The 25,393-nt window shown below is 50.0% G+C and carries 13 protein-coding genes and 1 pseudogene; 3 read left to right on the top strand and 11 right to left on the bottom strand.

What is annotated here, in order from left to right; translation table 11 throughout:
* Window positions 1-22: 22 nt before the first annotated feature.
* From RIN49_RS18355 to RIN49_RS18325, 7 genes are all read right to left on the bottom strand, one after another.
* Entirely contained in the window at window positions 23-1,000 is a 978-nt protein-coding gene (locus tag RIN49_RS18355; RefSeq protein ID WP_309121608.1) for an ABC transporter permease, read from the bottom strand.
* A gap of 94 nt (window positions 1,001-1,094) precedes the next feature.
* Window positions 1,095-2,798: a type 2 periplasmic-binding domain-containing protein gene (locus RIN49_RS18350; RefSeq protein ID WP_309121607.1), complete on the bottom strand. Its 1,704-nt coding sequence runs from the start codon at window positions 2,796-2,798 to the stop codon at window positions 1,095-1,097.
* Window positions 2,799-2,916: 118 nt separating this feature from the next.
* A complete protein-coding gene (locus RIN49_RS18345; RefSeq protein ID WP_309121606.1) occupies window positions 2,917-4,374 on the bottom strand; it encodes a response regulator transcription factor in 1,458 nt (485 codons plus the stop codon).
* 1 nt (window position 4,375) lies between these two features.
* Window positions 4,376-6,109, bottom strand: a complete 1,734-nt coding sequence (locus tag RIN49_RS18340) for a sensor histidine kinase (protein WP_309121605.1) — start codon at window positions 6,107-6,109, stop codon at window positions 4,376-4,378.
* 193 nt (window positions 6,110-6,302) lie between these two features.
* The gene (locus tag RIN49_RS18335) at window positions 6,303-11,870 is read right to left on the bottom strand and encodes a discoidin domain-containing protein (RefSeq protein ID WP_309121604.1); all 5,568 of its coding nucleotides are present in this window, start codon (window positions 11,868-11,870) and stop codon (window positions 6,303-6,305) included.
* Between the two features lie 433 nt (window positions 11,871-12,303).
* Entirely contained in the window at window positions 12,304-13,779 is a 1,476-nt protein-coding gene (locus RIN49_RS18330; protein ID WP_309121603.1) for a glycosyl hydrolase family 28 protein, read from the bottom strand.
* A gap of 45 nt (window positions 13,780-13,824) precedes the next feature.
* Window positions 13,825-14,550, bottom strand: a complete 726-nt coding sequence (locus RIN49_RS18325; RefSeq protein ID WP_309121602.1) for a hypothetical protein — start codon at window positions 14,548-14,550, stop codon at window positions 13,825-13,827.
* A gap of 247 nt (window positions 14,551-14,797) precedes the next feature.
* Here RIN49_RS18325 and RIN49_RS18320 point away from each other — a divergent pair, with 247 nt between their 5' ends.
* Window positions 14,798-15,667, top strand: coding sequence for an AraC family transcriptional regulator (locus tag RIN49_RS18320; RefSeq protein ID WP_309121601.1), 870 nt, complete (start codon window positions 14,798-14,800; stop codon window positions 15,665-15,667).
* A gap of 138 nt (window positions 15,668-15,805) precedes the next feature.
* Here the strand turns inward: RIN49_RS18320 and RIN49_RS18315 are convergent.
* A pseudogene (locus tag RIN49_RS18315) lies at window positions 15,806-15,922 on the bottom strand (DNA polymerase beta superfamily protein); the annotation flags it as partial.
* 49 nt (window positions 15,923-15,971) lie between these two features.
* The gene (locus RIN49_RS18310) at window positions 15,972-17,471 is read right to left on the bottom strand and encodes a TROVE domain-containing protein (protein ID WP_309121600.1); all 1,500 of its coding nucleotides are present in this window, start codon (window positions 17,469-17,471) and stop codon (window positions 15,972-15,974) included.
* A 559-nt stretch (window positions 17,472-18,030) separates the two neighbouring features.
* Between RIN49_RS18310 and RIN49_RS18305 the strand changes: the two genes are divergently transcribed.
* Window positions 18,031-19,341: a helix-turn-helix transcriptional regulator gene (locus tag RIN49_RS18305; protein WP_309121599.1), complete on the top strand. Its 1,311-nt coding sequence runs from the start codon at window positions 18,031-18,033 to the stop codon at window positions 19,339-19,341.
* Window positions 19,328-20,152 (top strand): WYL domain-containing protein, encoded by an 825-nt coding sequence (locus tag RIN49_RS18300; RefSeq protein WP_309121598.1) that lies wholly within the window; start codon window positions 19,328-19,330, stop codon window positions 20,150-20,152. The genes RIN49_RS18305 and RIN49_RS18300 overlap by 14 nt, the downstream gene beginning before the upstream one ends.
* A gap of 182 nt (window positions 20,153-20,334) precedes the next feature.
* On the opposite strand, the gene RIN49_RS18295 is transcribed toward RIN49_RS18300, so the two are convergent.
* Both RIN49_RS18295 and RIN49_RS18290 read right to left on the bottom strand, forming a co-directional pair.
* Window positions 20,335-20,901 carry an RNA 2'-phosphotransferase gene (locus RIN49_RS18295; protein ID WP_309121597.1) on the bottom strand — a complete coding sequence of 189 codons (567 nt, stop codon included), beginning with the start codon at window positions 20,899-20,901 and terminating at the stop codon, window positions 20,335-20,337.
* A 393-nt stretch (window positions 20,902-21,294) separates the two neighbouring features.
* Window positions 21,295-24,789: an FG-GAP repeat domain-containing protein gene (locus RIN49_RS18290; RefSeq protein ID WP_309121596.1), complete on the bottom strand. Its 3,495-nt coding sequence runs from the start codon at window positions 24,787-24,789 to the stop codon at window positions 21,295-21,297.
* Window positions 24,790-25,393: the final 604 nt, after the last annotated feature.

Raw genomic sequence — 25,393 nt, 5'->3', positions numbered from 1 at the left:
CCTATAAATGATTTCTATATGTCTAAAACAAACCTGATTTTGTCAGCTTCTTGGATAAATAATTGGCACCTAGCAACAGAAACAACGCAAACACCGCTTTCATCAACCCGATCGCCGTAGCGGAAGCAAACTGGAACTGTCTGAGCCCCTGTTGATACACGAAAGTATCGATCACTTGACTCGTCGGCAAGTTCAATGGATTCTGGAAGACATAAATTTGCGTAAAGTTATTGTTCAGCATCCCGCTTACGGCGAAAATAATCAGAATCATCAAAGTAGGTAAAATACCGGGCAGCGTGATATACCACATCCGTTTGAACCGACCCGCGCCGTCGATGGCGGCGGCCTCATATAAGGACTGGTCGATGCCGGCCATGGCAGCCAAATACAAGATGGCGCCCCAGCCGATTTCCTTCAATAAATTTGTCCCGATGGCGATCCCCCAGAAATATTGCGGTTCGCCCAAAAACAGAATCGGCTCATCGATCAAGCCTAGTCTTAGAAGCAAATAATTGACAACGCCGCCGTCCGGATTGAGCAGTGTAATAAACAATCCCCCGAAGATTACCCAGGACAGGAAATGCGGCATATACGTGACGGTCTGAATAAACGATTTAAACTTAGCATTCCGGATCTCATTTAACAGCAGCGCGAAGATCAGAGTTGTCGGGATCCCGATCAGCGACCCCAAGAGATTGATTCCGAGCGTATTTTTCACCATAGGCCAAAATTCGAAGTGGTGGAATATCCCCGTAAAGTTCTCGAAATTGTTCCATGAGCTCGTAAATATACCTTTGATTCCTGTGATGGGGTCGTAGTCCTTGAATGCCATCAACAGCCCGTACATCGGGACAAAGTCAAATATGGTAATTAAAATAATGGCAGGCCAAAGCATCGCTTTGAGCTCCAACTGGGTTCGAAGATCGTGCCCAAGCCTGAAGGATTTTCTCCTTTTTTTTCTTTCGGATGGGATGTGTCCCTCATAGACGCTTCTCGCCATCATAACTCCCTCCCCCGGAAAACAATGATAATGCCAAAGTGCAGCATGCGAAGGCACACGCACTTTGGCACTATTCAACGTTCAAATCATGCGATTATGAATTAACGCCTTTCACTGTGACACCCATTTCTTTCGACTTCTTCTGGAGCTCCGCGTCATGCGCCGCATCCAGTTCGTCGACCTTCAATTGTTTCATCTTGGCGACAAACTCGTTGTACAGTGCGTTGAACGTTGCCTCATCCTTCGCCAACACCATCTTGGCAACATGAGCTACATAAAATTGCTGGATTTCTTCTCTAATCTGCACATTTTTGCCTCCTGGCGCAAAAAAGTCGCCAGGCAAATTCAGTACGGAAGCATCATATCGAACGACATCTGGCGATCTGCCAAAGGCGGTCTTCGCCTCCATCTCGATTAAGCCGCCGGCCCCCTCTCTCTTGGTAGGAGCAGGCTGCACGTGTTCAAGGAATGCCATATTGGCGAATTGCCAGAGGATATCCACTCCTGTTTTGCTGCTGTCCTTCTGAGCTTGAATTCCCTCATCCGTTCTTGTAATGAGACCTTTGTCGTCTTTCGTGTAATGAACGCCTTCGATACCAAAATGACTGAGCGTCATCCCCTCGGCACTGGTCACATAGCTAAGCCATTTCGCCAATTTTTCCGGTTCCTTCGTCGATTTGGAAATGTGCGTTTGCATCCAGCCGCGTCCCGGTTCGGACCAGAATGGGAATACCGGTTTTGTGCCTTCGTTCGACAAGATCGCGCCGGGCGAAACCCAGTAATCAAGCGAATCGAATTTACCTCTGGCCGTATTCCCGATGAACATGAACACTCGTTCCGCCAAGAAGTTTGCTTCGATCGCCGCGTCATCAATTGTCATCTGGCCGGCATCGAAGTATCCGCCTTGCGCCGCCTTAAACAGGAACTGGATGGCATGCTTGTTTTCCGGAGACATATAAATATTTCTAAACTTCCCGTCTTTATCAATCGGCATGGCGCCGAAAGATCTTTGCAGGAATTGGAGCGTTTCGCCATGATAGTTTTTGCCGTGAATCTGAAGCGGAATGACAGACTGGCCGTTAACCGTCAGATTCATGTCCTTAACCTTCTGTAACGCCGCAAGCACGCCATCCTCGGTTCTCAGATCGGAAAGCTCAAGGCCCGCCTCCTTCAAAATATTCGCGTTGACAAGCACGCCCTTGTTTTCTGAGTATTTTGCCACATCTGCATAGTACTCGCTTGAAGGAGGGTATAGCTTTCTCGCCTCATCGCTGACCATGTGACTTCCAATGGCGTACCAACCGCCATAATGTTTCACCATCTGTTCTTTCACATCTGCGGGGAAATCTTTGAGCAAATGAGATTCCGGATCGTATTTGGTAAGGAATTCTTCCAGTTCCCAAATCTTGCCGGACTCAACCAGCTTCTTTCCCATATCCGGGCCTAACGTCGAAATGACATCCGGGAAAGCATCCGACGATGAAACCATCATCAGATTCAATTTCGTATCAGCGTCCTGTGCGGGAATGTTGAAAGTAAAGGTGAGCCCCGTCTTCTTCGTCTGTTCTCCCATTACGGTCCCAGGCTCCGTTGTCCATTGCGGAGGGTTCCAGAATCCGGCTGTAGCGAACCAATTAAGATCTACCGGAGCTGCGGATGTCTCCCCCGCCCCAGGCGTCTCGGTTTTCGCCGGCTCCGCCGGTTCGGAAGGACTTCCGCTTCCCGCATTGTTGGCACTGCAGCCCGATAGCGCGACAGCCCCGGCCAACATCAGAATTGAAAACACTTTCAACTTCATTTTGGTCGCTCCCCCTTGTGTACTAGTGGTTACTGCCTCTTTATCATAACGGGATACGTACCGACATCCTATGTTTCCCATTTACTCTTTTTGTGCTTTTCGATAGTTTTCGATAAGGCTACAATTTACGAAATTTACCTGGCGTAATTCCGAAATACTTTTTGAAAATTTTGTTGAAATGAAAATAATCTCGATACCCCACCCGATCTACGATCTCTTGAATGGACAACGAAGAATCCTGCAGTAATTCCTTAGCCAAATTCAGCCTTTTGTTCATCACATACTCCAAATACGTTTTTCCCGTTTCCTTCTTCATGAGAGCGCTCACATATCCGACGGTGATATTGAATTTCTTTGACAAATCAACGAGCATAATATCTTCCACAAAGTTTGCATCGATATATTCGATGATTTTCTTTACCATCTCATTGGAAATGTGCAGCTCTTCCCCGGCTTGCTGCCGGAAAATGGCCTTCATTTTTCCGAACAACTCCTCGACCGATCGGTACTGGCGAAACATCTGATCATAGTTCAAATATTCGATTTCATAGTCTGCGTCGGTATTGCTGTAATATTTGTAAAAGAGCAACACGATTTGATTGTACAGCGCGCATAATTGGTCGATCTGCATGGACCGCTCCTTGCATTCGGCGCTTAGCTCATCTAGAATCCTGTTCACTTGCTCCGGCTTTTGCTCCTTTACGGCCACTTCGATTTGCAAGATCGTTCCCATTAAGACAGAGGCATGATCGGCCGACGGTTTATACTCGATGATCCGGTTTTCGGGGCGGGTAAAGAAACTACAAAGGGCGATATCCGATTCTTGATAGAGCTTGGCGACAGGCGTAGAGTAGACGCCGATTCCACTGATTCCGATACACCGGGCGTCGGACAAATGATAGGAAATAAAATCAAGTAAACCGGTCGGACTCTTCCATTCGTCATAATTAATCAGGAAGGAGACTTTATTCTGTCCCGTTCGAAACCGCAAATAACGGATCCCGGAAATCGCAGGCTGCGTCTCGCCCGCATCGGGAACCGATGAATGCTGGTATAGACAGCTAATGAACCGGAAGTGCGGATATTCGCATTCGATTCCCCGGCTGGACAAGAAGTTCTGCAGTTTCATATTCTCATCGGACTCGAATATTTCGAATAGATCGTCCAACAGCAGTTCCAGTCCTTTTTGCGCTTTCTGCTTCTCCGCGAGCGTCGCCTTCAACCGTTCCAACGTATCCGTCAGCTTGTCCTTGTCGACCTGCTTGAGCAAGTAATCGAAGGCTCCTAACCGCAGTGCTTTCTGTGCATATTCAAACTCCGAATATCCGCTGATCAGGATCACGTTGCTCCGCAGATCATGGAGCCGGATTTGCTCCAGAAGCTCAATCCCGTTCAAACCAGGCATGCGGATATCCGAAATGACGACATCCGGCTTCTTCTCCAGAATGATCTCTAGAGCCGTTACTCCGTTGTGTGCCTCTCCTATAACGGTGTAGCCAAGCCTTTCCCATTCGATCATTTCTCTAATCCTGTACACAACCCAAGGTTCATCGTCTGCAATGAATACCGCATGCATCTTATTCAACCTCCAAATGTTCCATATGGTCTTGTACAGGGAATGTAATGATAACCGTAGTACCGGAGCCGCGCTTGCTGTAGACGGACATGTCGGCCTTGTCTCCGTATAACAGCTTGATCCTGCGGTAAATATTGGGCAACCCGATTCCTTTCGTTGCTTCCCTCGCCATCCAGCCTTGGCTTTCGAACTGCCTAAGCCGGGCGACCAGCTCTTTCAAGCGGGGTTCTTCCATCCCGTATCCGTTATCCTGTACGATGTATTGAACCTGGTTCTGCTCCGTCATTTTCACTTCCACTTGAACGACGCCGCTGTCGATCTTCATCTCCAATCCGTGAAACACGGCATTTTCCACCATCGGCTGAAGCAGCATTTTTATCGTTTTCAGCTTCAACAAGCGTTCATCCGCATCGACGACGACCCGGATTTTCCCCATGAAGCGGTATTCGATGATTTTCGCGTATTCCTTAATGTGTGATATTTCATCCTGAATCGTGCTGAAATCGCCACCTTTGACGGAGTACCTGAACATATTGGACAAAGAGGCCGAGATATCGCCTATATCCTGAGCCTTGTAAAAGATAGCCATAGCGCTTATACATTCCAACGTATTGTACAAAAAATGAGGGTTAATTTGATTTCGAAATGCCGAAATTTCCATCTGATTTTTCGTAATTTCGATTTCGTACTTTTGCTTTTGCGTCAACTGAATTTCTTTGCTTAAGCTGTCGATTTCATCCAACATTTTATTCAGGTTGGCAGCGAGTACGCCGATTTCGTTATGATAGACCACTGGAAATCGGCTTTCTCCCCCCGTCTTCGGATAGGACTTCATAAAATCCATCAGCGCTTTTATCGGTCGTAAGATACGGGTGAAAAAAATGATCAAAAAGAAGGAAAGTATACAAAAAATGACCGCATAGGTCACAACGTTAAGTCTTTGAATAATGTTCAATTCCTGCAGCAACTCGTTCTTTGGGATGATGCTGATCAGCTCCCACCCGGTCAGGGGAAGCGTGCTCATCTGTACAATATAACGGCTATCGTTCTGTAATTGCTCTATTTCGATGCTGCGCGTATCGCCGACGCTAGACAATATTGTTTTGTTTTGATCCAAAAGCAGGAGCCGGGAATTCGGTGTTATCTTTGCATTTTTCAATATGTCGCTAAAATTGTTGACATCCATGATAAATATGCCGCTTCCCTTGTAATCCTTAACAGGAGATTTATCCAAATTATAAATAGGAACGGCAATGGTGTAGTACGTTGCGCCCGTATTCGGATTTGTCAACATCCCGGAATATTCAACCGCTGAGAATGGAAGTCTGCTGGATTCGCCAGTCCCCCTGCCAATACTGGCAATCTGCATCCCTGTACGGTTGTAAAGTTGGATGCCCTGAATATTTTCTTTCAACGTGGTGGTATTGGAGAAGACGGATATAACCTCGCTGTTCATAAGAACCCTGGACAAGAAGTCCTCCGAATCCAAGTAGGTCTGTACCGTAGGACTATACAGCATTGAAACCGCTATTCTTTCCATATCCTTATAAAAACTTTGCATCTTTTCTTCCACCTGAATTAAAATTTTTCCAGATGTCTCTGTGACTTTGCTCTCGACGATGCGTTTGGCGATCGTGTTCGAAATGACAAATGAGATCAGAAGAAGTACCAGCATTAACGAAATCAAATATAGAATTTGCCTCGTAAGGTTTAACTTTTGAAAGTGTCCCATCATGAGTAACATTCCTCTGCCCTTGACTTATATTATTAATCTGTTATATCAAGAAAGAAAGAACGCGTAAACGCTAAAGTATTGGAGGTTTCCCTCGTACGGCTTTCCGATCTTTGCCATTCATGTGCATGTAGATAACAAGCGCCACGAAAACGGGAGGAAGGCTCGAAGTCCTTCCCCCCTTACTTTGACTACCCTAAGGATTGTTCAATAAATACTCGGCGTCGCGAAGCAAGTACTGTGCGGCTTGATTGTTGATATGTTTGCCGCTTTGCGCCTTGACATGGTTCACGAAAGCTTCCAATGCATTCTCATTCAACTTGCTTTGGAGACTGTTGGCGATACCTGCATTATCGATCCATCCGGCGTTCTCGAAACGGGCAACCAATTCCTTCAGAGCGTTAACGCTTGTCGCCGTCTCGAATGTCACCGTCACACGGCTTGCGTTCCCCGCCATGTCGCTTGCGGTTACGATCAAGGTGTGCAAGCCAAGCGGCAGCGTATATAACGGAATGGTCTCGCCCGGCTGAAAGCCGTACGTATCCAACGTGACCGTCGTCTTGCTGCTGTCGACTCCGGACAATGGATCATCCATCGCAACGAACGGCGTGATATCGATCGTATCGACGTACGTGCCGTATACCACACCGGTTACCGTAATCGTCGGGGCTGTCGTATCCACATTGACGTTGACCGTCTGAACATCCCCAGCAATTCCCGCCTCGTTCCTGGAGCGGTAGCTGACGGAATGCTTACCTTCCTGGTCGAACGTGATCGGCGTCACGTACGCTTGCCACGTAGTGCCGTCTTCCATGCTGAATTCCGCGCTACCGTAAGTCGACAATTCGAGGATAACCGGTCCCGCCGTATACCAGCCATTCGTACCATTGGGCTCCGTAGGATCAAGAGACGCCGTAATCTTGTAAAATAAACTGTCCATTGCCGTCTTCAGACGGTTCGATGCAGCATCGACTTCGCTTTGGCTTGCTTGCGCATTGATGTCAACCGACTCCGCGTTCGCTACCGCCGTTTTCAACGCCTCGTAGCTGTCTGCCGTATAACGGTCGGCAACAACTTGATTCGCTTTGTTCAACAAAAGCGTAAGCAACGTGCGATCCACGTAGAGGAATTGCAACTCACCGACGTTGGCAAACCCATTCGGCGTGTAATATCGCAAATAACGGTATGCCGTCTGGTTGTCAATCGCTTGCGTATACCACTGCTCAGCAGAAACACCTTTGATGGTATGGAAGGTATTGAAGTTTACCCCGTCATTGGAGCCTTGGATTTGCGCTCCATTCATTCGGTCTGCAAAACCGGAGCGCGGTATAAAGTTGATTCCGTTAACCGTTATGGCGTTGCCTTCGCCCAAGTCAACCGTCACCCAACCGGCTGCGGTCTTGGTATCCGGGGACGTGTTCGGGTTGCCGTCTAAAGCGCGCCAACCGTTCGCAGCGGCACTGGCTTTACCGTCCCACGACACCGTATTTGCCGTCACCATCGAAGGTGTAACGGCGCTTATCGGCACCAGTATCGAGCTCGCCTGCAGCAATTCATTCAGAATGGCCATTTTGCCCGCTTCCGGATTCGCCAATTTCGCCCTGATTTCCTCCACTTTTTGTCGATACAGGTAGTAGCTGCCTTTGGTATAGCCGTCCGGAGCCAGCACGATGGAATCAAAGTAATCTGCATCATAATCCAGATCGCCGTGGAATCTCACTTCGGACATATTCCCGAACCAGGCGTTCCCATTGATAATGCGAATATACCGATAGGAGGTATCGTCGTTAATCGTCAAAGTCTGCCAGTCCTTCGTCGATGCCGCTGCCGGGGAGATCGTCGTCCAGTTCGAATTGTCGTTGGAGCCCTGAATAACTGCACCCTTGATCCTGGCGTAGTATCCGTCTTGCCTTGCCAGAAGCTCCACATATTTCAACTTCGCGTTAGCGCCTCGGAAGTCAAATTGGACCCACGCCCCGGATCCGCTGCCGTTCAGACGATAATCGGTCGACGAGTTCGGATTGTTATCGAACAACGCGTTCGCCGTTGCGTTAGCGTCTGCCTGTGATCTGCCGTAGGAATCGCTCACATCCGTAATGGACGTCACACCGTTGATCAAGTCCGATCCATCGGCCAGGATCAAGGAAGATCCGTCGGTAGTAGATGTTTTTGCCGGCGCGTCCAATCCTTCGGACGTTTGGTAATGGATGCTGAAATTTACCGGTCCCGGCGCTGCATGGGAATCCATCACCGCTTCCGCCGTCCAGTTGATATTGTCTTCCGACTTGACTGTCGCATCTATGCCCTGAATGTTCACGTTGACCGTATGAATCGGTTCCATCGAAGTGAAGGCCAGATTCACCGTATCGCCGGTTTTAATCCGGTTGAGCAAGGCTTGCTCCGAGCGGATGGACACCGAGCTGATCTTCGTCAACACCTTGGACGTTCCGTGAAATCTCACTTCGGACATATTGCCGAACCAGTTATTCCCATTGGTAATGCGAATATAACGGTAAGGGTTCTCGTCGTGAATCGATAAGAACTGCCAGTCCCGCGTGGAGACCGCTCCTGTGGAGAGGGTCTTCCATGTCGCATTGTCATTGGAGCCCTGAATGACCGTTCCGCCAATTCTGGTGTAGTATCCGTCTTGCCTTGCCAGCAGCTCCACATAGGACAATTGCGCATATCCGCCTTGCCCGAAGTCAAATTGAACCCATGCTCCGGCGCCGCTGCCATTCAAGCGGTAATCGGTCCCCGTACTCGGATTGTCATCGAACAACGCGTTCGCCGATGCGATAGCGTCTGCCGGCGATCTGCCGTAGGAATCGCTCACATCCGTAATTGACGTCACATCGCGGATCACGTCCGATTCATCCACTAGGATCATGCGAGACCCGTCGGTTACGAACAACGTTTCCGGGGCATCCATACCTTCCATCGTCTGATAATGGAGTTTAAATAACACCGCGCCGGGCGCCGTACCCGGTACCATGACCGCTTCGGCCGTCCAGTTCAGGCCATCCTCCGAATGAACGATCGCGGGTACACCCTGAATCGCAACCTTCACATTCTGAATGGCTTCCGTCGATTGGAAGGTCAATTTCGCCGTGTCCCCCATGACGATTCGCCCTCCGAAAGCCTGATCCGAACCAATGGAGACCGATGCGATCTTGTTGATGACCTCGTGACGCTTCCCGAAGATCCGGAACTCGGACAATTCAGTGAAGGGTGCGTCGTACGGCTTTTGAATCATTTGGATTTTAAGGAAACGGAATTGCTCATTCTGGAGCTCCGGCGACACCGTCAACGTGTGCATCTCTGCTGACACGGGGGTCACTCCCGGCGTCAACCGGGTCCAGGTTTCATTGTCATTGGATCCGTACATGGTAATGCCGCCGCCGCGTTCAGGAAATCCTGCCCGTGCCTGAATCCCGAACCTACTAGCGGAAACCCGGAAATTGGGCCCCATGTCCATATGAACGTCCCTACCGAACGTACTCGTGACATTGTCCAGATAAGTCTTCGAGTTAAAGCCGAAGAACATATTCTCATAATTGATGCTGCCGTCGGCGTTGAGCGGCGTGGTTACCTGAAGTCCTTGCACGGCGTCATACAGAGCCGCCAGCTTCTGATAGAAGTCGGCATCCGTCGCGTTATCAATGACGCTCATGGTGTCGTCGTATGCTTGTTGATACGTATCAAGCGTTGCCCAGATATAATCCGTATTGGCGTCATAGGGCGTAATGACGGCATCCACCGCCGACTGCCGATCATTGGCGACGCTCACCGTGACATCCCTCGTGGATACCGTCGTGCCGTCGGAAGCTTCCACGACGAAGGCATACGTACCGGCTAACGTCGGTTTCCATTCAAATGCGCCGGTGCTAGTATCGAACACGGCACCTTCGGGCAGGTTGACGATCCGATAGGTCACAACATCGGACGGGCCTGCGTCCGTTGCCGAAAAATCTAAATGGAGCGCCGCCTCGGACCCAACATAGGCAAACCGATTCAAAGCGCTATTTCCTTCATTAAACACCGGCGGCGTCAGTTCATTGGCCGCGTTGACATTGATATGGTCGATATCGACCGTCGTTCCGTTGCCTATAATCGTGAAATAATTCAGGGTCCCGAGCCCACGGCCTTCATAATATACATATCTCCATTGCCCCTGGGTATCCGGCAACGTGATCGTTTCGCCGAAGGCTACCAGCTTCGCCGCACCGTTCGTCCGAATCTTGTATCCGAGCACGATCGAACCGCTGCCGGATTCAACCAAAGCGATTTTGCTGCCGGATTCCGTGGCGTTAATGCGGACAAAGGAAACATCGCCCTCTTGCATGGCGGTCGAGTTGCCGTCCAGGTCAGTGAACCGAATCTCGATCTCCTTCCAATTCGGGTTCGGGTCAACCTCCGGGAGATTTGTCGCTCCCTCGGCCTCGGCTTCCTTCGGGATGTACAGCCAATATTCCCCTCCGGAATCCCGTGATGCCCAATGGTAATTCGTCCTCTTTCTGAACATCTCCGTGTAGTAGGGAGCAACTTGCTCCATGTCCAAGCCTTGTTCATATTTATAGTAATAGTATAGATCGTAGGCATTGCCGCCGACTCTTCCCCGATATTCGGTACTCAATACCTGGTAAATGACCGGACTGCCATCCTCGCGCATACGCGCCTCTGTCGGGATCCAAGGCGTATCATAGCCGTTCATATACCGGGCAAAATGATCGGTGCCTGCCAGAATGCGCTTGCCGAGAAAATCGTACGAGGTAACCGCGTTCTCCGCAGTGGAAACCGTACCGTCAACCGGATCCACCTTGGTTCCCTGGGCCTGCAACAGACGAGATAGAATGGAGACATTGATGACGTCGCCGGTGCTGTGAGCCTGGTCCCTGCCCATCTCCGTAATCTGCACCTGCGGGTGATCTACCTTCTCGCCTGTCGCCGCATTCGTATCGACCAATCGGAACAGTCTCTTGATAGAACCGTTAATATGCTGATCCGCAGCCGTCTTGTTCACCGTGAACCACTCGACTGCCTCGTGATACCGCTCGACATTGCCGGTGAAGATATATCCGGAAATAGATCCGATCAACGGATACAAATGCTGGTTCATGAATCGGGAATTCGTATGATTGAACGTGTCGGTGACCGGAACGATCACATTGTTCGCGAAGTTGGCCGTATCTTGATCCGTCCATTCCAGTTCCGGCGTCTGCGTGCTGGTATACCTCATGATCTCCGCGGCGGTAACCATACGGTAGAGAGGAATTCCCGTGTGAATGTGCGCATCGTTAAAGTACGCGTAATCCGCAGGGTTCTTCTGCTCCCATTTCCGGATAATAAACATCGTATTGGCCCGATAAACCTCATCGCCCGTGATCACATACATAAGAGCCTGCGTATACGCTGTTAAGCCATCCCATATGAATTTTTCGTTATAGCCCTGGCTGCACCAACAGCCTTCGGAAAATCTGGACGAGACCGTCCGGGTCGCAAGCGGTTTTCCCCATGGGTCAACCGAAGTGACTAACTGGTCGAAATAGGTTTTCCAAGGCTCCTTTTGTGCCCGTATTTGAGTTTGCAAATTCTCCAGAGTTTCCTTGGTCAACCCGACGCCGGGATGTTTGAAACCGTTTGCATCGATTGTCTCATAAATCGTTGGTTGGTAATCCGTTATGATCGATGGAGCAGTTATTTCCTCTGCAAATACTTCTGTCGGTAAAGGCAGAAGCGCTGCCATGAAACTCACGATAACAAGCATAGACAATGCTCGTTCATACTTATTTCTAAGGTGACGCCATTTTTGTACCCTCATAAAGCATTCCTCCATTTGTTTCATATGCATCGCCAGAACTTCACGCCATCCCTCCGGTTGACCGTAACACATTCGGTGTTGCGCCTTCCAATGTCTGGAATCGCTTTCATTCTTACGCTTATCAGTCCCCCTGTGTAGATTGGTTATAGTTTCTAAAGCATAGCCCGCTGTCCCACTGTTGCATATGTCTGTATTTTAATATTTTTGTGTTTTTAAATGGTGCTATAGGACTTACCCACTAGCAGGAATCATTATGCAAGATCCGAAGAGTCTATCATAGCATTCGCTGGATCGGGGAACGATATGAGGCTGCCCGTCGGCAGCCTCTTGTCTCGCTTCATTAATCTTCTTTGTATAGGTGAGCATCGATACTTCCAATTCAATCCATGATCTTCTCATGGAAGCTTACTCCCTTGGCAAAGCCGTTGATATCGAAATTCCCCTGTTCCGGATGCAAGATGAGCTCCCCATTAATCCGAAGGTTCTCGAATCGGATATTCTCTACAACCTTCTCCGCATCGTGGCCGTAGATACGGTTAGGATTCTTATTGGCGCCATCGTAACGGATGTTCCGAAACACGATATTCTCGATTCGTCTTCCGGGAGCCGGATTATACTTCTCGTTAAAGACGACACGAATGTCTACCAGTTGGCCCATCTCGAAATCCTCCACCCGGATATCCTCATAGACGACATTACGAACCGTATTCAGGTCCCCGGCATTAATGTTCATCGCTCCCCAGTAAAATTCCTGAGGTTCATGATGCTCCAATATGTCGATGTTCTCGAAATGAATATGCTCGAGCGTATCGCCGCCCTTATGGTGATTTCCATGCCCCCCGATGTTCATCGCATGGGCTACATCGGCCCAGAGCACGGCATTTCGCACTGTAATATGTCTTGAATCGCCCTGAAATTCCCATCGGGAACCGTATATGGCAATGCAATCATCGGAATTTCGCATGAATATATCGTCGATCTCGATATGCGAGCAAGCCATCATGTCAATGCCGTCCGACCATCCGCGAGTGCTGAAGGCTTTGAAGTTACGAATCTGCACATGTTCCGAGCTTCCTAAGTAAATGCTGTAATGCGGAGGATCCACTACGATAATGCCTTCCACCGCAATCCGCTTGGAAAATACGATACGCAGTCCGCGTAAAGCAGTGAATCGATTGAAGTCCGCCAAATAAATGATGCCTCTACCGCGGATCGTCACATCCTCCGCGTGTTCGCACACGAGCGAACCGACGACGACGGCTCCCCCCGCGATATACACGGTGGTTCCCGAAGGGATGCGGAGCACTGTCTCTACTATATAATGCATACCCGGTGCAAAATACACAACGCGAGGCGGCTTGCCTCCAGGTTCAAGCGGTGTCGTAAGCGCGCGTCCAATGTATTCGGAACCATGAGCCCCCGGCGGCAGCACCAAGGTCTCCTCGTCTTCAGGATCCACAGGATCCGACTCCAGCGGATTTGCAAACAAATGCAGAGCGGTGAACCGTTGCCCGTTGATCTCCACCACGATCTTACAGGGCTTATCGAGTGTAAACGTAATGGCATCGTCGCTTTGTTGAACCGGCAGCTTAAGCGAAAGCGGCCGAATGACAGCCTCCCGGATCGGCAGGTTGCGAGGTTCGACACGCACCTCGACCGAGCCCTCCATATCGAAATAAACCATGGAAGCTCTCCGCACCTCGTGCATATCCACCTTCACTTCATAAACAAATAGTTCCCGCCACTGCTCCCCCGGAACCCTTATACTCACTCGATAATCGTCATTCCCGGCCGCACTGACGGGAGTAATCCCGATCGAACTGACAGGAGCATCATATACTACGCATTGATTCATCGTCTTCTTCTCCATTCGTATGGTAGTAGGAGTGATAATTCAGAATTACCACAAATACAAATCGTTCCCTTTCAACTTAAACACAGCCTCGATGAAGTAATAATCGCCGTAAATAATAGAAATATGGCGATCCGACTGATGGTAAGCGCCGGAACCGTTGATTACGATATGGTCTGCTTCCGTTGACCAATCGCAGCGCGAGGCATCCAACGTCTTTAACAGCTTCAACGCGGCGCTAAGGTATACATCCTTCTCTAGATCTCTTACGGCCTTAGCGATCTCGATCAGTCCGCAGGCTGCGATCGCCGCCGCCGTAGAATCTTCGTACGCCATCCCCGGTTCCTCCGTGGCCCAGTACAATAGCGGGATGTTAATCATACAATCGATGATCGCCCAACCTCGGGTATCCAATCCCTCCAAGTCGTTCCATGCACGTATAAAACCGCCGGCGAGGTTGAACCGCCCGGCAAGCAAGTTCGCCGCATGCAACGCCCGTTTCCGCGATTCGGGGTTCTTCGTCACTTTGTAGTTGGCGACGCTGGTCGGGAGCCACATAAATCCGACGTCGTGGTGTAAACCATAGAAGACCTGGAAGCATTCATCGAGCAAGTCCTCTGTGTAAACGCCGATCTCCTTGTACTTCTCTTTCCCCGTCTCGTGGTGCAGCAACCACATCATGCCGCCCCAGAATCCGTTCGTCCACCAGCAGATTCCCTCCGCCGGGTCGCTGTCCGGCTTCTTGTCGGGACGATGGTCATGCCTGCCATTCACCGTCAGGGAAGGAATTTTTACTGCGACCTAACGCTTACTACATCCATCTTCTTCGTGATTTTGTCAATGACACCGTCGACCCAAATTTTTTCATCGACTTCTAACATGTATGAACCCTCCGTTAGCTGCTTTTGTCCATTATATTGCTAATATCCTTGGAATTGTGGCAGATAACGGTACAAAAATGTTCATATCTTGCTATAGTTACGGTATACTCAAATCACTTCAATCCAATCGGGGTGCCTTCATGCATTACTTGTTCGATCCCGTTCCATTGCACAGCAAACCGATGATATGGGAACACAAAATCAAAACTGTGGAGAATTTCTCAGGATTCTATCATTGGCATCAGTGCTGCGAAGTGCTAATCGCACATGAAGGCGCCGGCAATGTGATTGTAAATCAAAAATCATACGAACTTCGACGCGGTATGGTGTTTTTCTTTCAGCCCTTCCAGTTGCATAAGGTATTCGCTAATGTCAGCCCTGAACAGCCCTATGTTCGGTCCAAAACCCATTTCGATCCCTATGAGTTTCAAGAGAAATTGCACCTCTTCCCCTTGCTCCTTGAACGATTCCTGCTTCTCTGGCAAGGAAACCATACGTTTCAAGCTTTTGATATGGGGGATTCCTTCGCGTATGTCGAGCACATGTTAGCCGTACACGAACAAAATGCACGCTCGGTCGGCGATCATCGGGCAGCGGAATTCGAGCTCTCGTTCTTGTTGATTGTGCAGTTGTTAAACGCCGTCTCCTTACACTTACATCCGCATCTAGGCACGTCGACGTCGAGTCCGCGAACGTTCTCTTATGCCGAGAAGGTGATGCAGTGGATCGAGGAGCATTACCGAGACGACATCCAACTGGAGGATATAGCGGAGGCGATGCATCTGTCGAAATACTACGTTTCTCGGTTGTTTCAGAACGAGACCGGCAGCACGATTCCTCAATATGTAACGGCGAGAAGGATCAAGATCGCGTGCAGGTTATTGCAGACGACCTCCTACTCCATCGAGCGCATCGGAATCGAAGTGGGCATCCCGAACCCCTCGTACTTCATTCGCACGTTCAAGAAGACCGTAGGGACAACACCGCTGAAATATCGAAAAATGTATTAACCAACGCAACGAGAAAGGGCCTCCTCTTGTGGACGGCCCTTCCCTCTTACTGTTCCTTTTCTGTTAGATCACAATTTGCGCCCACCCCGGCTTGGTCTCTCACTCGACGGAACTCGCAAAGATCGTGCTGCAACTTGGGATATATAAGAAACGAACGTCGTAATCGCTATCCTTCGACGGGAAGCCCCATGCCCGACTCCCCGATTCACAAGCGTACAGGATCTTGACGCCTTCTTCCTGCTCGATCCGCTGCATTCCATTTCAATTTGTTGTCTTACGTCGGACATCGTGGTCCCCTCCCTTGTCATGGTTCTAGACGGATCGCTTCCACTCGCTCCGCGAGCGTTGCGTACCCTTGCACCGATTGGGCGATATAAGAAAGCACCGTGTCGCTCCAACCGTAGATGTAGAACGCCCGCGGATCCTGCACCGGAACCATAGCGTGACGATACGGAGCGATGTCTACGATGAAGGCTTTCACCTCGCTGTTCACCTTCGAGCGGTACTGGTTCAGCTGCCCATAGAACGGACTGCCGCTGTTCTGCTGCTCATCCGTGATCATGATGATCTGGTCTACGTTCTCCCGTTTCTGCAACAGTTTACGCACAGGCGCTCCCGTATCCGTTCCCCCGCGTGCCTGGATACGCTCCGCCTGCGTTAAGATGCTGTCCCTACGCGATGGCTTTGCGTCCGCGACCTCGGTATCGAACAGCCAGAACAGCGAGTTCCCCTGCGTCTTCTTGTACAAAGCCAGAGCGAATACCGATCCGATCTCCAAATACTGACCGCTCATCGAGCCGGAAATATCCAGGAAGATCGCGGTGCGTCCCCCGAACTCCGGCAAATTACCGAACGTGAGCTCAACAGCCTCCCGAAGCGCGTCCTGAAGCGCGGGTTGCTCCACTTGTCGAAACGCGGTCGCGAACCGGAACGGCAGGATTTTCGCTTTCTGGAGCGCCTCCTTATCGGTCAACCGGCTTACGACATAATCCAAATGCCGCCGATCTTCCAATACGCCAGCCCGCTGCAGCGCGTTCAGGTGCCGGAGCAGCGCGAATGTCGGCATCTGGTACAGCAATGCTTCCCACACCGCCTTCGACGGCTTGACCGCGCCGGTCACCGTTTCGTACGGAAGCTTACCGCGTTCGATCCACTCGATCTGCTCCACTTCCGTCGATGCACGCTTCAGGTTCTCCAGCGCCTCGACTTGCGGCAGCAACGCCAAGTTTGCCTCTTGTCCGCGCAGATAACGGAACAGTGCCTGCTGCTTCAGATCGGCCGGCTTCGGATGCGAGGTTGCGATCGCGTCCCCTAAGCTGTATCCCCGTCCGCGTCCGTTGTACTTGATCGCCCAATACTCGGACACGCCGGATAAGAAACGGTTCGCCTGCCGTTTGATCGCGCGTCCTCCCTCCCCGCGTCCGAGCCCCTTAACGATACTTAGGAAATCAGACAGGTCGGCAGGATACCGCACCACCTGTAGGAAAATCTTCGCGAACAAATCCGGACGGTAGAGCGATAAAATCGCGAGTCCGAACAACGGCTGCAGCCGCATGAAGCCTTCGTTTCGGGCGAACACGATCGCTTTGGCCATGAAGCTCGGATTGCTCTCTGCCATCTCGCGGTGAAGCTGCGCCGCGTCGCTTAACAGTTCATGTTGATCCGCATAGAAGGTATTCCCCATCGTATTGGTCATCAGCGTCTGGATATACTGCTCCTCCGCAGGGCGCGTGAACGCCGGATAGCTCTCTTTATTCCATGTATTCGGTCGAATCGAGCCGAACAGCTTCTTTGCCATACTCATAAGTACGTCACTCCTTCTTCATCATCACGGTGAGGAAAAGGCGGGATAGGTGTGCTGCAGGAGTCGAACCTGCCGTATTGCCCAGTCGAAGGAACCCATCCCAGCGCCTCACCGTATGTTCTATTTACATATCGAAGCGAGGAAAAAGTCGAAAAGGCCTCAGCGTCACCCGACGCTTTTCAATACGAACCCATTTAGTCGAAGGAACCCTTTCAAGCGCCTCGCTTCGCCATGCATAAGATTGAAATCATCGAGGAAGATGGGTCGGAAAGGTACAGTGCTGCTCTACCAACTGAGCTATTCCTCCTTCCGGAGGAAGTTGGACTCGAACCAACGACAAGCCGATTAAAAGTCGAAGTAACCCTTCCAAGCGCCTCGATGATCGTCCGCCGGCCGCGCGTCTCCACGCGTCGTCCGTCTTGTGTCTATATTCGCTTATTTTCGGAGCAACGAACATGGCGAAAGTATTACGACGGGTCATAAACTTTTCCATTTCCCCCATTTCCCTCCCCTGCTACAATATAAGGACCAAGCTTCACGAGAACGGGGGGATTCTTTTTTGGCTAAGGAAAGCTTCGATAAAGAGATCCAATTCCTGCGCATGCTCGTGCTCACCAGCGGGGCGTTTAGCAGGCAGCAGTTCGCGGAGCGTCTGGGGATTTCCGTACATACCTTTGACAAAACGATCCGCCGGCTCAAAGAAATCGTGAGCTCCGTACATCAGCAGGCAACCGAGGAACAGAGCAAACAACTGGCCGACACGCTGCGCTTCAGCTACTACGACTCCTCCGATCCGATGCTGCTGTTCTTGTTCCGTGCGAAATCCGTGAAGGAAACCGAAAGCCAGCGGATCTCGCTGCTGCTGGGAGCAATGAACGAGCAAGCGCTGACCGCGATGGAACTGCTGGATCTATGCTGCATCGGAATGTCCTCCGACCTTCCGATGGTGGACGAGAAGACCATTCGCTCGGATCTCAAGTATTTGGAAGAGGTTGGCGTCATCCAGCGGGAACCGGGACCGCGCCCCTACCGCTATCGCATTCGGAACGATCTCGTTCGGGACCTGACGGATGGGGAACTGATCGACCTGTATGATTTCGTGGACGTGATGGCCAACACGCAGATCCCTTCCGTTCAAGGGTATCTGCTGCGCGATGGCTTGAAGAAGCACTTGCTGCGCAATCAGGCCGAGACCCTAGTTATCGAGCCATTTCTATATAAATATCACTATTACTCACGGATTCTGGACGAAGCGCATCTGTTCACACTGCTGCACGCGATCCGGGGGCGGCGGAGAGTGAAGTTCGTCTACTTCTCGCCCAAATCCGAAACAAGCTACGCATCCAAGAATACGAATCCCCTTTTCGAAAAGGAGAAACAAGGTAAACCGCATAAGACCCTCCCGCTAAAGATCGTCTACGATCATCAATACGGGCGGTGGTATATGCTCGCCCACGGGCGGGAAGGCATTCGGAAATATCGGATGGAAGGCATCACGCAGATCGAAGAGGCTGAGTCCGTGGATGAGGAGTTGTTCGTGGAGAAGTCCCATGAGCTGCTCGAGAGCATTCGGTACAGTTGGCTCATCGATACGAGTCCGCCGGTGGCGGTGCGTGCACGCTTCTTTAAACCGGAAGGCCCCGAACCGGATTTCATCAAGGAGCGGGTATTGCTGCAAGGACAATGGGGGCAAATCGTGGAGGAAGGCGAGCATTCCTTTATCTATGAAATCACCGTCAATGGAACGACGGAAATCAAGCCGTGGCTGCGGAGCTTTGGGTCCAGCTGCGAGATCCTCGAGCCGCTCCGATTCCGACGTGAAATGATCGCTGAATGGAAGGAGATCCGGTCCTACTATGAATTTGTTTGAGAAAATCTTTAACCATCAGATCCTCTCCCGACTGGAGGACTCCGGTACGTTCATGGTCACCTCGCACGAGAGAGCCTGGCTTAAGATAATGCTTGAGCATCCCGCGGCGGCCGAAGCTTTCTCTGCGGACACCTTAGGGAAGCTGCGGTCGAGCCTCGCGTCCGATGAGGCGATGGATGTCTCCAACGATCTGATCGAGAAAGCCCGCAGCATGGAGAAGCAGGTGTACCACCCGCTCCTCCGCACCTTGCGTAGGCTCATCATAAATAAGAGCGGAATCCGATTGACCTATGAGGTGAAAGGCGGTCGAATCAACGCAGATCACTCCGGACTTCCATACAAGCTCGAATACTCCATGGTTAAACGGGAGTGGTATCTGCTCTGGTACCACCTCCGTCATCGCGCCTTCATGAGCACGAGACTGAAGAAGATCCATGCGATCGAGCCGGAGCCGATCGAGGCCTCTTTAGCGGACAGCGTCATCAAGAACGTCGACCGGCTCCTCGAATCGCGCAAAAGCGAAGCTGCGATCGAAGTCGTCCGTCAGTACAACGGAGAGTTGTCCCGCATTCTATACGCCTTCTCCAGCTTCGAGAAAGACGTCATATATGATACGGATAGCGATACATACAAAGTGAAGGTAATTCTGCCCGGAGACGAATTCGAGTATCTGCTTTCGAAGATTCGTTTTCTCGGGAAGCGGGTACGTGTGGTCGAAGGGGATTACTTGAAGCGGCGCATGCTGGAATCGTCGACTAAAGCGCTGGAGCGCTACGGGGTTGTTGGGGTGGATGAGGAGTTGAGTTCGTAGTCGGACTCCATGAAAGTGAACCAAACCACCCTATCTGTCATCAAAGGGGATATTGCTAAAAAGCATTCTTGGTTATATTCAGGGAGATATGGGCTTGACCGTACGATTCTCGGGGAATCCGATCGTGAGGATTAGAAGCAAGAGACCCGCCTCCCATCGCTTATCCTTGTAACAAACACGGGCTACCCGTTATCCTGTGATTCCCATACAGAAAAACTCGTCGGTGGTACACGTTCCGCTAACCAGACTTCATTTCCCGCATAATAGAATGTGACGCCCGCTTTTATTGCATGTACCGTGTCCACTCGGAGTATGACGAGTTCCCCTCTGCGACTTCCTGCCAATGTTGCAAAATGTGTCCCTTCCGATAAATGAACGTACTGCCGGCCCATCGGTTTTAAACCCTCGTCCAGAATCAATGGGAGAGCTTGTTTATTTGTCCCATGGTACAATACACCTGGCGGTTCGCCCGGAGCATATTGTACTTTATCGTGGCTGTGGCCATACCTCGCCCTTATGCGGTCATTATTGATTTCGAAGCGCTGCTTTTCGGAGTTTCGGACGACCTGCTCCAGGTCTTCCATTCCAATCCATGACCACTTCGACTGGGCCTTTATGGCTTCCAATAGAGTTTCAACCGAACATGACCCCTCCTTAGGGTCCAATACCACGCCGAATTCCTCCGGTGTATGTCGAAGGATCTTGGTCATTAATTTACTTAAACTTTTCTCCGTTGCTTGGGTTAACATTTTTCTCACTTCACTTTCTGAGCTTTAATTCCTTGCTTGCAATTATAACCATTTGACGCCGACATTGTTGGACATTTTTTAATATAGCCGAATGTTCCAGCATACCAAAAAAAGTGCCTAAATCCGCATCATGAAGGAGTTAGGCACTTTCTAAAACTATAATCTCGGATCGATCTCTCTCATCGAAAGGCACCTTCAGCAGTTGCATGCCAAGTTGGTACTCACTAAGCGAAGTGCGGAGTTTTTGGTTAATGTTCTTTTGCTTGAGCAGCTTTCGATACTTGTGCGGGAATTTGTAGTCATACCCGTAGACTAAAACCCCCTTTAAGCCCTTTTATATTTTTCCGTCCTAAATCAACATCAATGAGGCCGGACTCGCGATAAGGCATTGATTCAATCGTTTTGAATGGATTGAAGGTTCACTTCCATCTTTTCGCCAAAATGTACAATTTGATATAGATTGCCTTTCCGCTTCACTTTCATGCGATCGCCCTGAATGGATAAATCCAGGGGGGAATACAATTTTATCTCTTGCATCCCCTTAGCGGTGAGCAGCAAAGTCATTTGATCGCCGTTTTTACGGATTTCTACGGGGCTGTTCGTAGCAACGACTCGAATGTAATTGCTTTCCGCAGATTGTTCGGTGAACTCCACGGCCGTGATCTCGTCGAACAACCCGATGTAGCAGCCTTTCTGATCCTCGTAATGGAACGGACTGCTCGAATTCACCGCGAGGTGCCGATACTTGTCACCCAGTTCGATTTTTACTCCCAGCGTGTTCGCATATTCCTTCACGTTTGCCGGCACATGATCCATATTCGTACGAATCGCCAGCTTGCCATGCTCGAAACGGACTTCAACCTTACCGTAGAACGTATTTAGCAACGAACGGGCCATCTGGTCCTCGGTCATAAAGCTGTAATTATGGTCGGCTCTAAATACATCCATAAACTCGATCTCATCGATAAGCTTATCGTATACGGATGTGAAGGGCCTCAAGCCATGCTCGACATGCTCGAACATGGTCAGCGGAATATCGTACTCCGCTAGACCGTTCCAAGCCATTGGGTAGTTGAGCGGGTGCGGCGCAGGTGCGAACAGCAGAAACGGCTTGTATGGCTCTTCGCTCTCATGATTGTTGCTATTCGCCAGCATGAAAGGCGCTACCATTAAAAATTCTTTGCCGTCTCGGGGTGCGCTCGAAATATTGGGCGGATTGAAACCGAAATTCCACCAAATGCCGACGTTCATCTGATTGGTAAAGGTTTGCAAGGGATTGTTGTTGATCCGCCACGTGTGATGATTGACGCCCATATCGTTGTCCCAAGGCAACCCAAGATTTCGAAACGCCAGCTTGTGAAGCTTCATCTCCTGCAGCTCCTGCTCGCCGCTCATATATTCATGCAAGTACATATGAGGAATGAGCGGCAAGTAATGATCCCGAGCGTAAGACAGGCTGTCCCTCAAGTCTTGTTGATAAGGAAAATAAGGGCTGTCCACCGAGTACGTATTTCCGTACTCCAGATGGCCCGTGAGGAGGTCGTCGATACCGTCTTGATTCCAGTCCATAACGATCGGCACCGAATAGTGACCGGTTTTGATCGTGTTCGTTCCGAAGAAGTTCGATGTTTTTCCTTCTGCCTCTCCGACTTTCGTGAGCTGACCGTCACGAGTCTGCAAATATATCCGAACATCGCCTTCATAACTTCCTACGAGAAGATCGCTGAACCCATCCCGATTCCAATCGTAAACAAACGGGGCTGCATGTCGAACCACCGGCTTTTGATCCTTGAGAATCTCAAGATTGGTTTTTTGGTGAAATTGATATCCGGTTTCATCTCTAGCGATCCCCTTGTACCAATACACGTCGCCATTCGCATCGCCGACAAGCAGGTCCGTTAGACCGTCCCGATCCCAATCGGCTGCATGCGGAGATGACGGCCCCGAAACCGAGAGCACTTCGCCCTCGGACTCAACGAGGCCTGCATGTTTGAATGTTCCGGATGCCTCCTGTATATAGATGGACACGGTACCTTCCCCGCTGCCCACTAGCAGGTCGAATACGCCGTCTTGATTCCAATCGATGACGGTGGGTGATGCATAAGAAGCTACAAACTTTGTGTCTCCATGGGTATTCCTCAAGGGTTGCCGCTTAACGTTCTCCGGCTGCTTCGTTGTCGCCGCCCGTTCGAGACCATGCAGCGTACCGTCCGCAGATCCCACGATAAGATCGTATACCGTTTTCATTTTTTCGTTTACGATAGCCGGGTACGCTCGAAACGGTTCGGAAATCGGCGCCAGGAAGGAATGGTAGCCCGGATAGACGTCGAACCATACATAATTATTTCCCTGCGTTACTATTTTTCCTGCCGAGAAGAAAGAATCCGGATATACGTTCTGAAAAGCCGGATGCTCATTCGTCCCAAGATTTTCATGAATTCTTATCGCTTCATTCCACTGTCCGCCGTTATAAGCACCTCTAACTATGGAATAGGTAGGAATTTGATTGTACGTTTGCAGCAATTCATTCCATTTGATCAGGTCTCGAAGAACGTACGAATAAAGCGCTTCATAATGCGCTTGCCAAGCAAGCGACGGCCGTCCGTACGCCCCGTATGTCTTTTTTACGGAAAAACCATACTTTTCTTTCGATATATAGTTGACAATTTCACTGCGGAACAATAGATTTGCTGTGGTCCATCCCATATGGAAATATTTTTGCCCTTCTTCTAAAACCAAATCCAGTCTCGACCCAAATCGTTCCGAAGGCAAAAATTGATTAGACCACATGACTTGACCTTTGCCCCAATCGTTGATGGTGAGATAGGCTAGGCCATCCTTCTGAACGAGTGGTCTGGCCGTAGTTACGCGCGCCGCATGCTCGAACGTAATGTGATGATTTTCATTAAGTCCCCTATATGTCTTGTAAATCTCCGCGAACGTTTTCCAAGCTTTTTGCAAGCCGCTCACATTCGTTCCCAGTTCCGGATACTCAAAGTCCAAATTGGAATCACGTACCTCTACCATCTCTTGGATACCAAGAAATTCGTGAGGAAATGCATGGTTGTAATGGTGTTGCAGGAATAGGGATGATCCTTGTTCTACATAGCTCATGATCATGGGTTGAACGTATTCCCACATTGGGTTTTTATCAAGTCCTACGTCAAGATAAATCAAATCATAGTCTTGATCAAGCGCGGAAACTTCCTTGATGGACAGCGTGTCTATCGTTGTATTGGCGTATAGTGTTTGTTGCAGATGCTGTAAGGCGGCATCGGATTGGACCGCATGTTCGCCATGCACAAAAAGAACTTTCAGTTCATAGGCCTCAGCATATGAAGTCTGTACTGCGGGTTCTTTCCAATAGAGATGAATATTACCCCCGCTGGCGTTGCAGCCGGTTAAAGCGACGAGCAGGCTTAGCATCGCAAGCGCACTGGTGGTTTTAGAGCGTATAAAGAAATTAAATTTCGTTGAATACCCCAACTTGATAAAAAAAGCGAATGTGCACAAGAAATAAGGGATTAGAGACAGAATGAAGACGGAAGGGACGGATATGTCATTGAAGAACAAGGCAACAAAATCGAGAGGATAATGAAAGATGAGATAAAAATAAATTGCGTGAAGGACGTTCTTATTTATTGCATAAATCGGCAGCAAAAGGATCGGGGTAATCAAAAGGGATGCCGTCGAGAGCACGTTGCGGCTCATTCTGTCCTGGATCTTCAACACGAATCCGCAAGCAAAGGATAGGGCCGAACCAAGCAACGATAAGCCGGTAAGCCATACCGTTATCCGGCCTTCGTAATTCAAGACGGTATAAATCGAACCCAAAGCCAAAACGAGTATAAAATGGATGATCAAGGTGACAAGGTTGTTTTTAAGCACTGGTGGATTCCTCCGTAAATATCTGTAATTAAAATGATTTTAAGTCGGTTTATCTATTTAATTCTATTAAAAGATAAATTTTCCTTCTACCCCCAACGTCGCGGTATGGTTTTGCAGTCCTTCGAATGCTGGATCCAGGGGGCACGCTGAGGCGAAATTTTGGAGGCAGCAGCGAACAGCGAGCCGGTGAAAACCATTCCGACCGCAGCCGTCACAAAAAAAAGCGATCTTCAGGATGGCAGCAAAATGCCTTCACCTGAAGATCGCTTTTCGTTTAAAGTATGACGCAATAAATATAGAGGGCCAGCTAACCATGCCGGTCTACCGCTCTCGTAGATTGATAGTAAGCGTCAAACTTCCCCCCGGGCCAAACCGCTATGGGATAATTTTCCTTAGGGCGAGTGTGTCAGGCTCGCGGCAGCACCAGCCTCCGTAAATCGATCGACGGCTCAATTTCAATACTTTCTCGCAAGCAACAGACAGTCCACATGCCCCGTATGCGGGAACATGTGGGGGTTGGATCGGGTCATGTGGCTGAACCAAGTGGCACCCGTTCCAAAACCTATCGTGTTCATACCGTCGAAAAATCATGAATTTATTCTTG

Origin of the sequence: Paenibacillus sp. (assembly GCF_031177825.1) — a bacterium.
Lineage (GTDB): Bacteria > Bacillota > Bacilli > Paenibacillales > YIM-B00363 > Paenibacillus_AE.
The sequence above is the reverse complement of the archived record's forward strand: the minus strand, read 5'-3'. Positions and strand labels throughout refer to the sequence as shown.

Excerpts from the sequence above, each read along its gene's own strand:
- RIN49_RS18355 (WP_309121608.1), bottom strand. The coding sequence starts at position 1,000 with ATGGCGAGAAGCGTCTATGAGGGACACATCCCATCCGAAAGAAAAAAA.
- RIN49_RS18350 (WP_309121607.1), bottom strand. The coding sequence starts at position 2,798 with ATGAAGTTGAAAGTGTTTTCAATTCTGATGTTGGCCGGGGCTGTCGCG.
- RIN49_RS18345 (WP_309121606.1), bottom strand. The coding sequence starts at position 4,374 with ATGCATGCGGTATTCATTGCAGACGATGAACCTTGGGTTGTGTACAGG.
- RIN49_RS18340 (WP_309121605.1), bottom strand. The coding sequence starts at position 6,109 with ATGATGGGACACTTTCAAAAGTTAAACCTTACGAGGCAAATTCTATAT.
- RIN49_RS18335 (WP_309121604.1), bottom strand. The coding sequence starts at position 11,870 with ATGCTTGTTATCGTGAGTTTCATGGCAGCGCTTCTGCCTTTACCGACA.
- RIN49_RS18330 (WP_309121603.1), bottom strand. The coding sequence starts at position 13,779 with ATGAATCAATGCGTAGTATATGATGCTCCTGTCAGTTCGATCGGGATT.
- RIN49_RS18320 (WP_309121601.1), top strand. The coding sequence starts at position 14,798 with ATGCATTACTTGTTCGATCCCGTTCCATTGCACAGCAAACCGATGATA.
- RIN49_RS18310 (WP_309121600.1), bottom strand. The coding sequence starts at position 17,471 with ATGAGTATGGCAAAGAAGCTGTTCGGCTCGATTCGACCGAATACATGG.
- RIN49_RS18300 (WP_309121598.1), top strand. The coding sequence starts at position 19,328 with ATGAATTTGTTTGAGAAAATCTTTAACCATCAGATCCTCTCCCGACTG.
- RIN49_RS18295 (WP_309121597.1), bottom strand. The coding sequence starts at position 20,901 with ATGTTAACCCAAGCAACGGAGAAAAGTTTAAGTAAATTAATGACCAAG.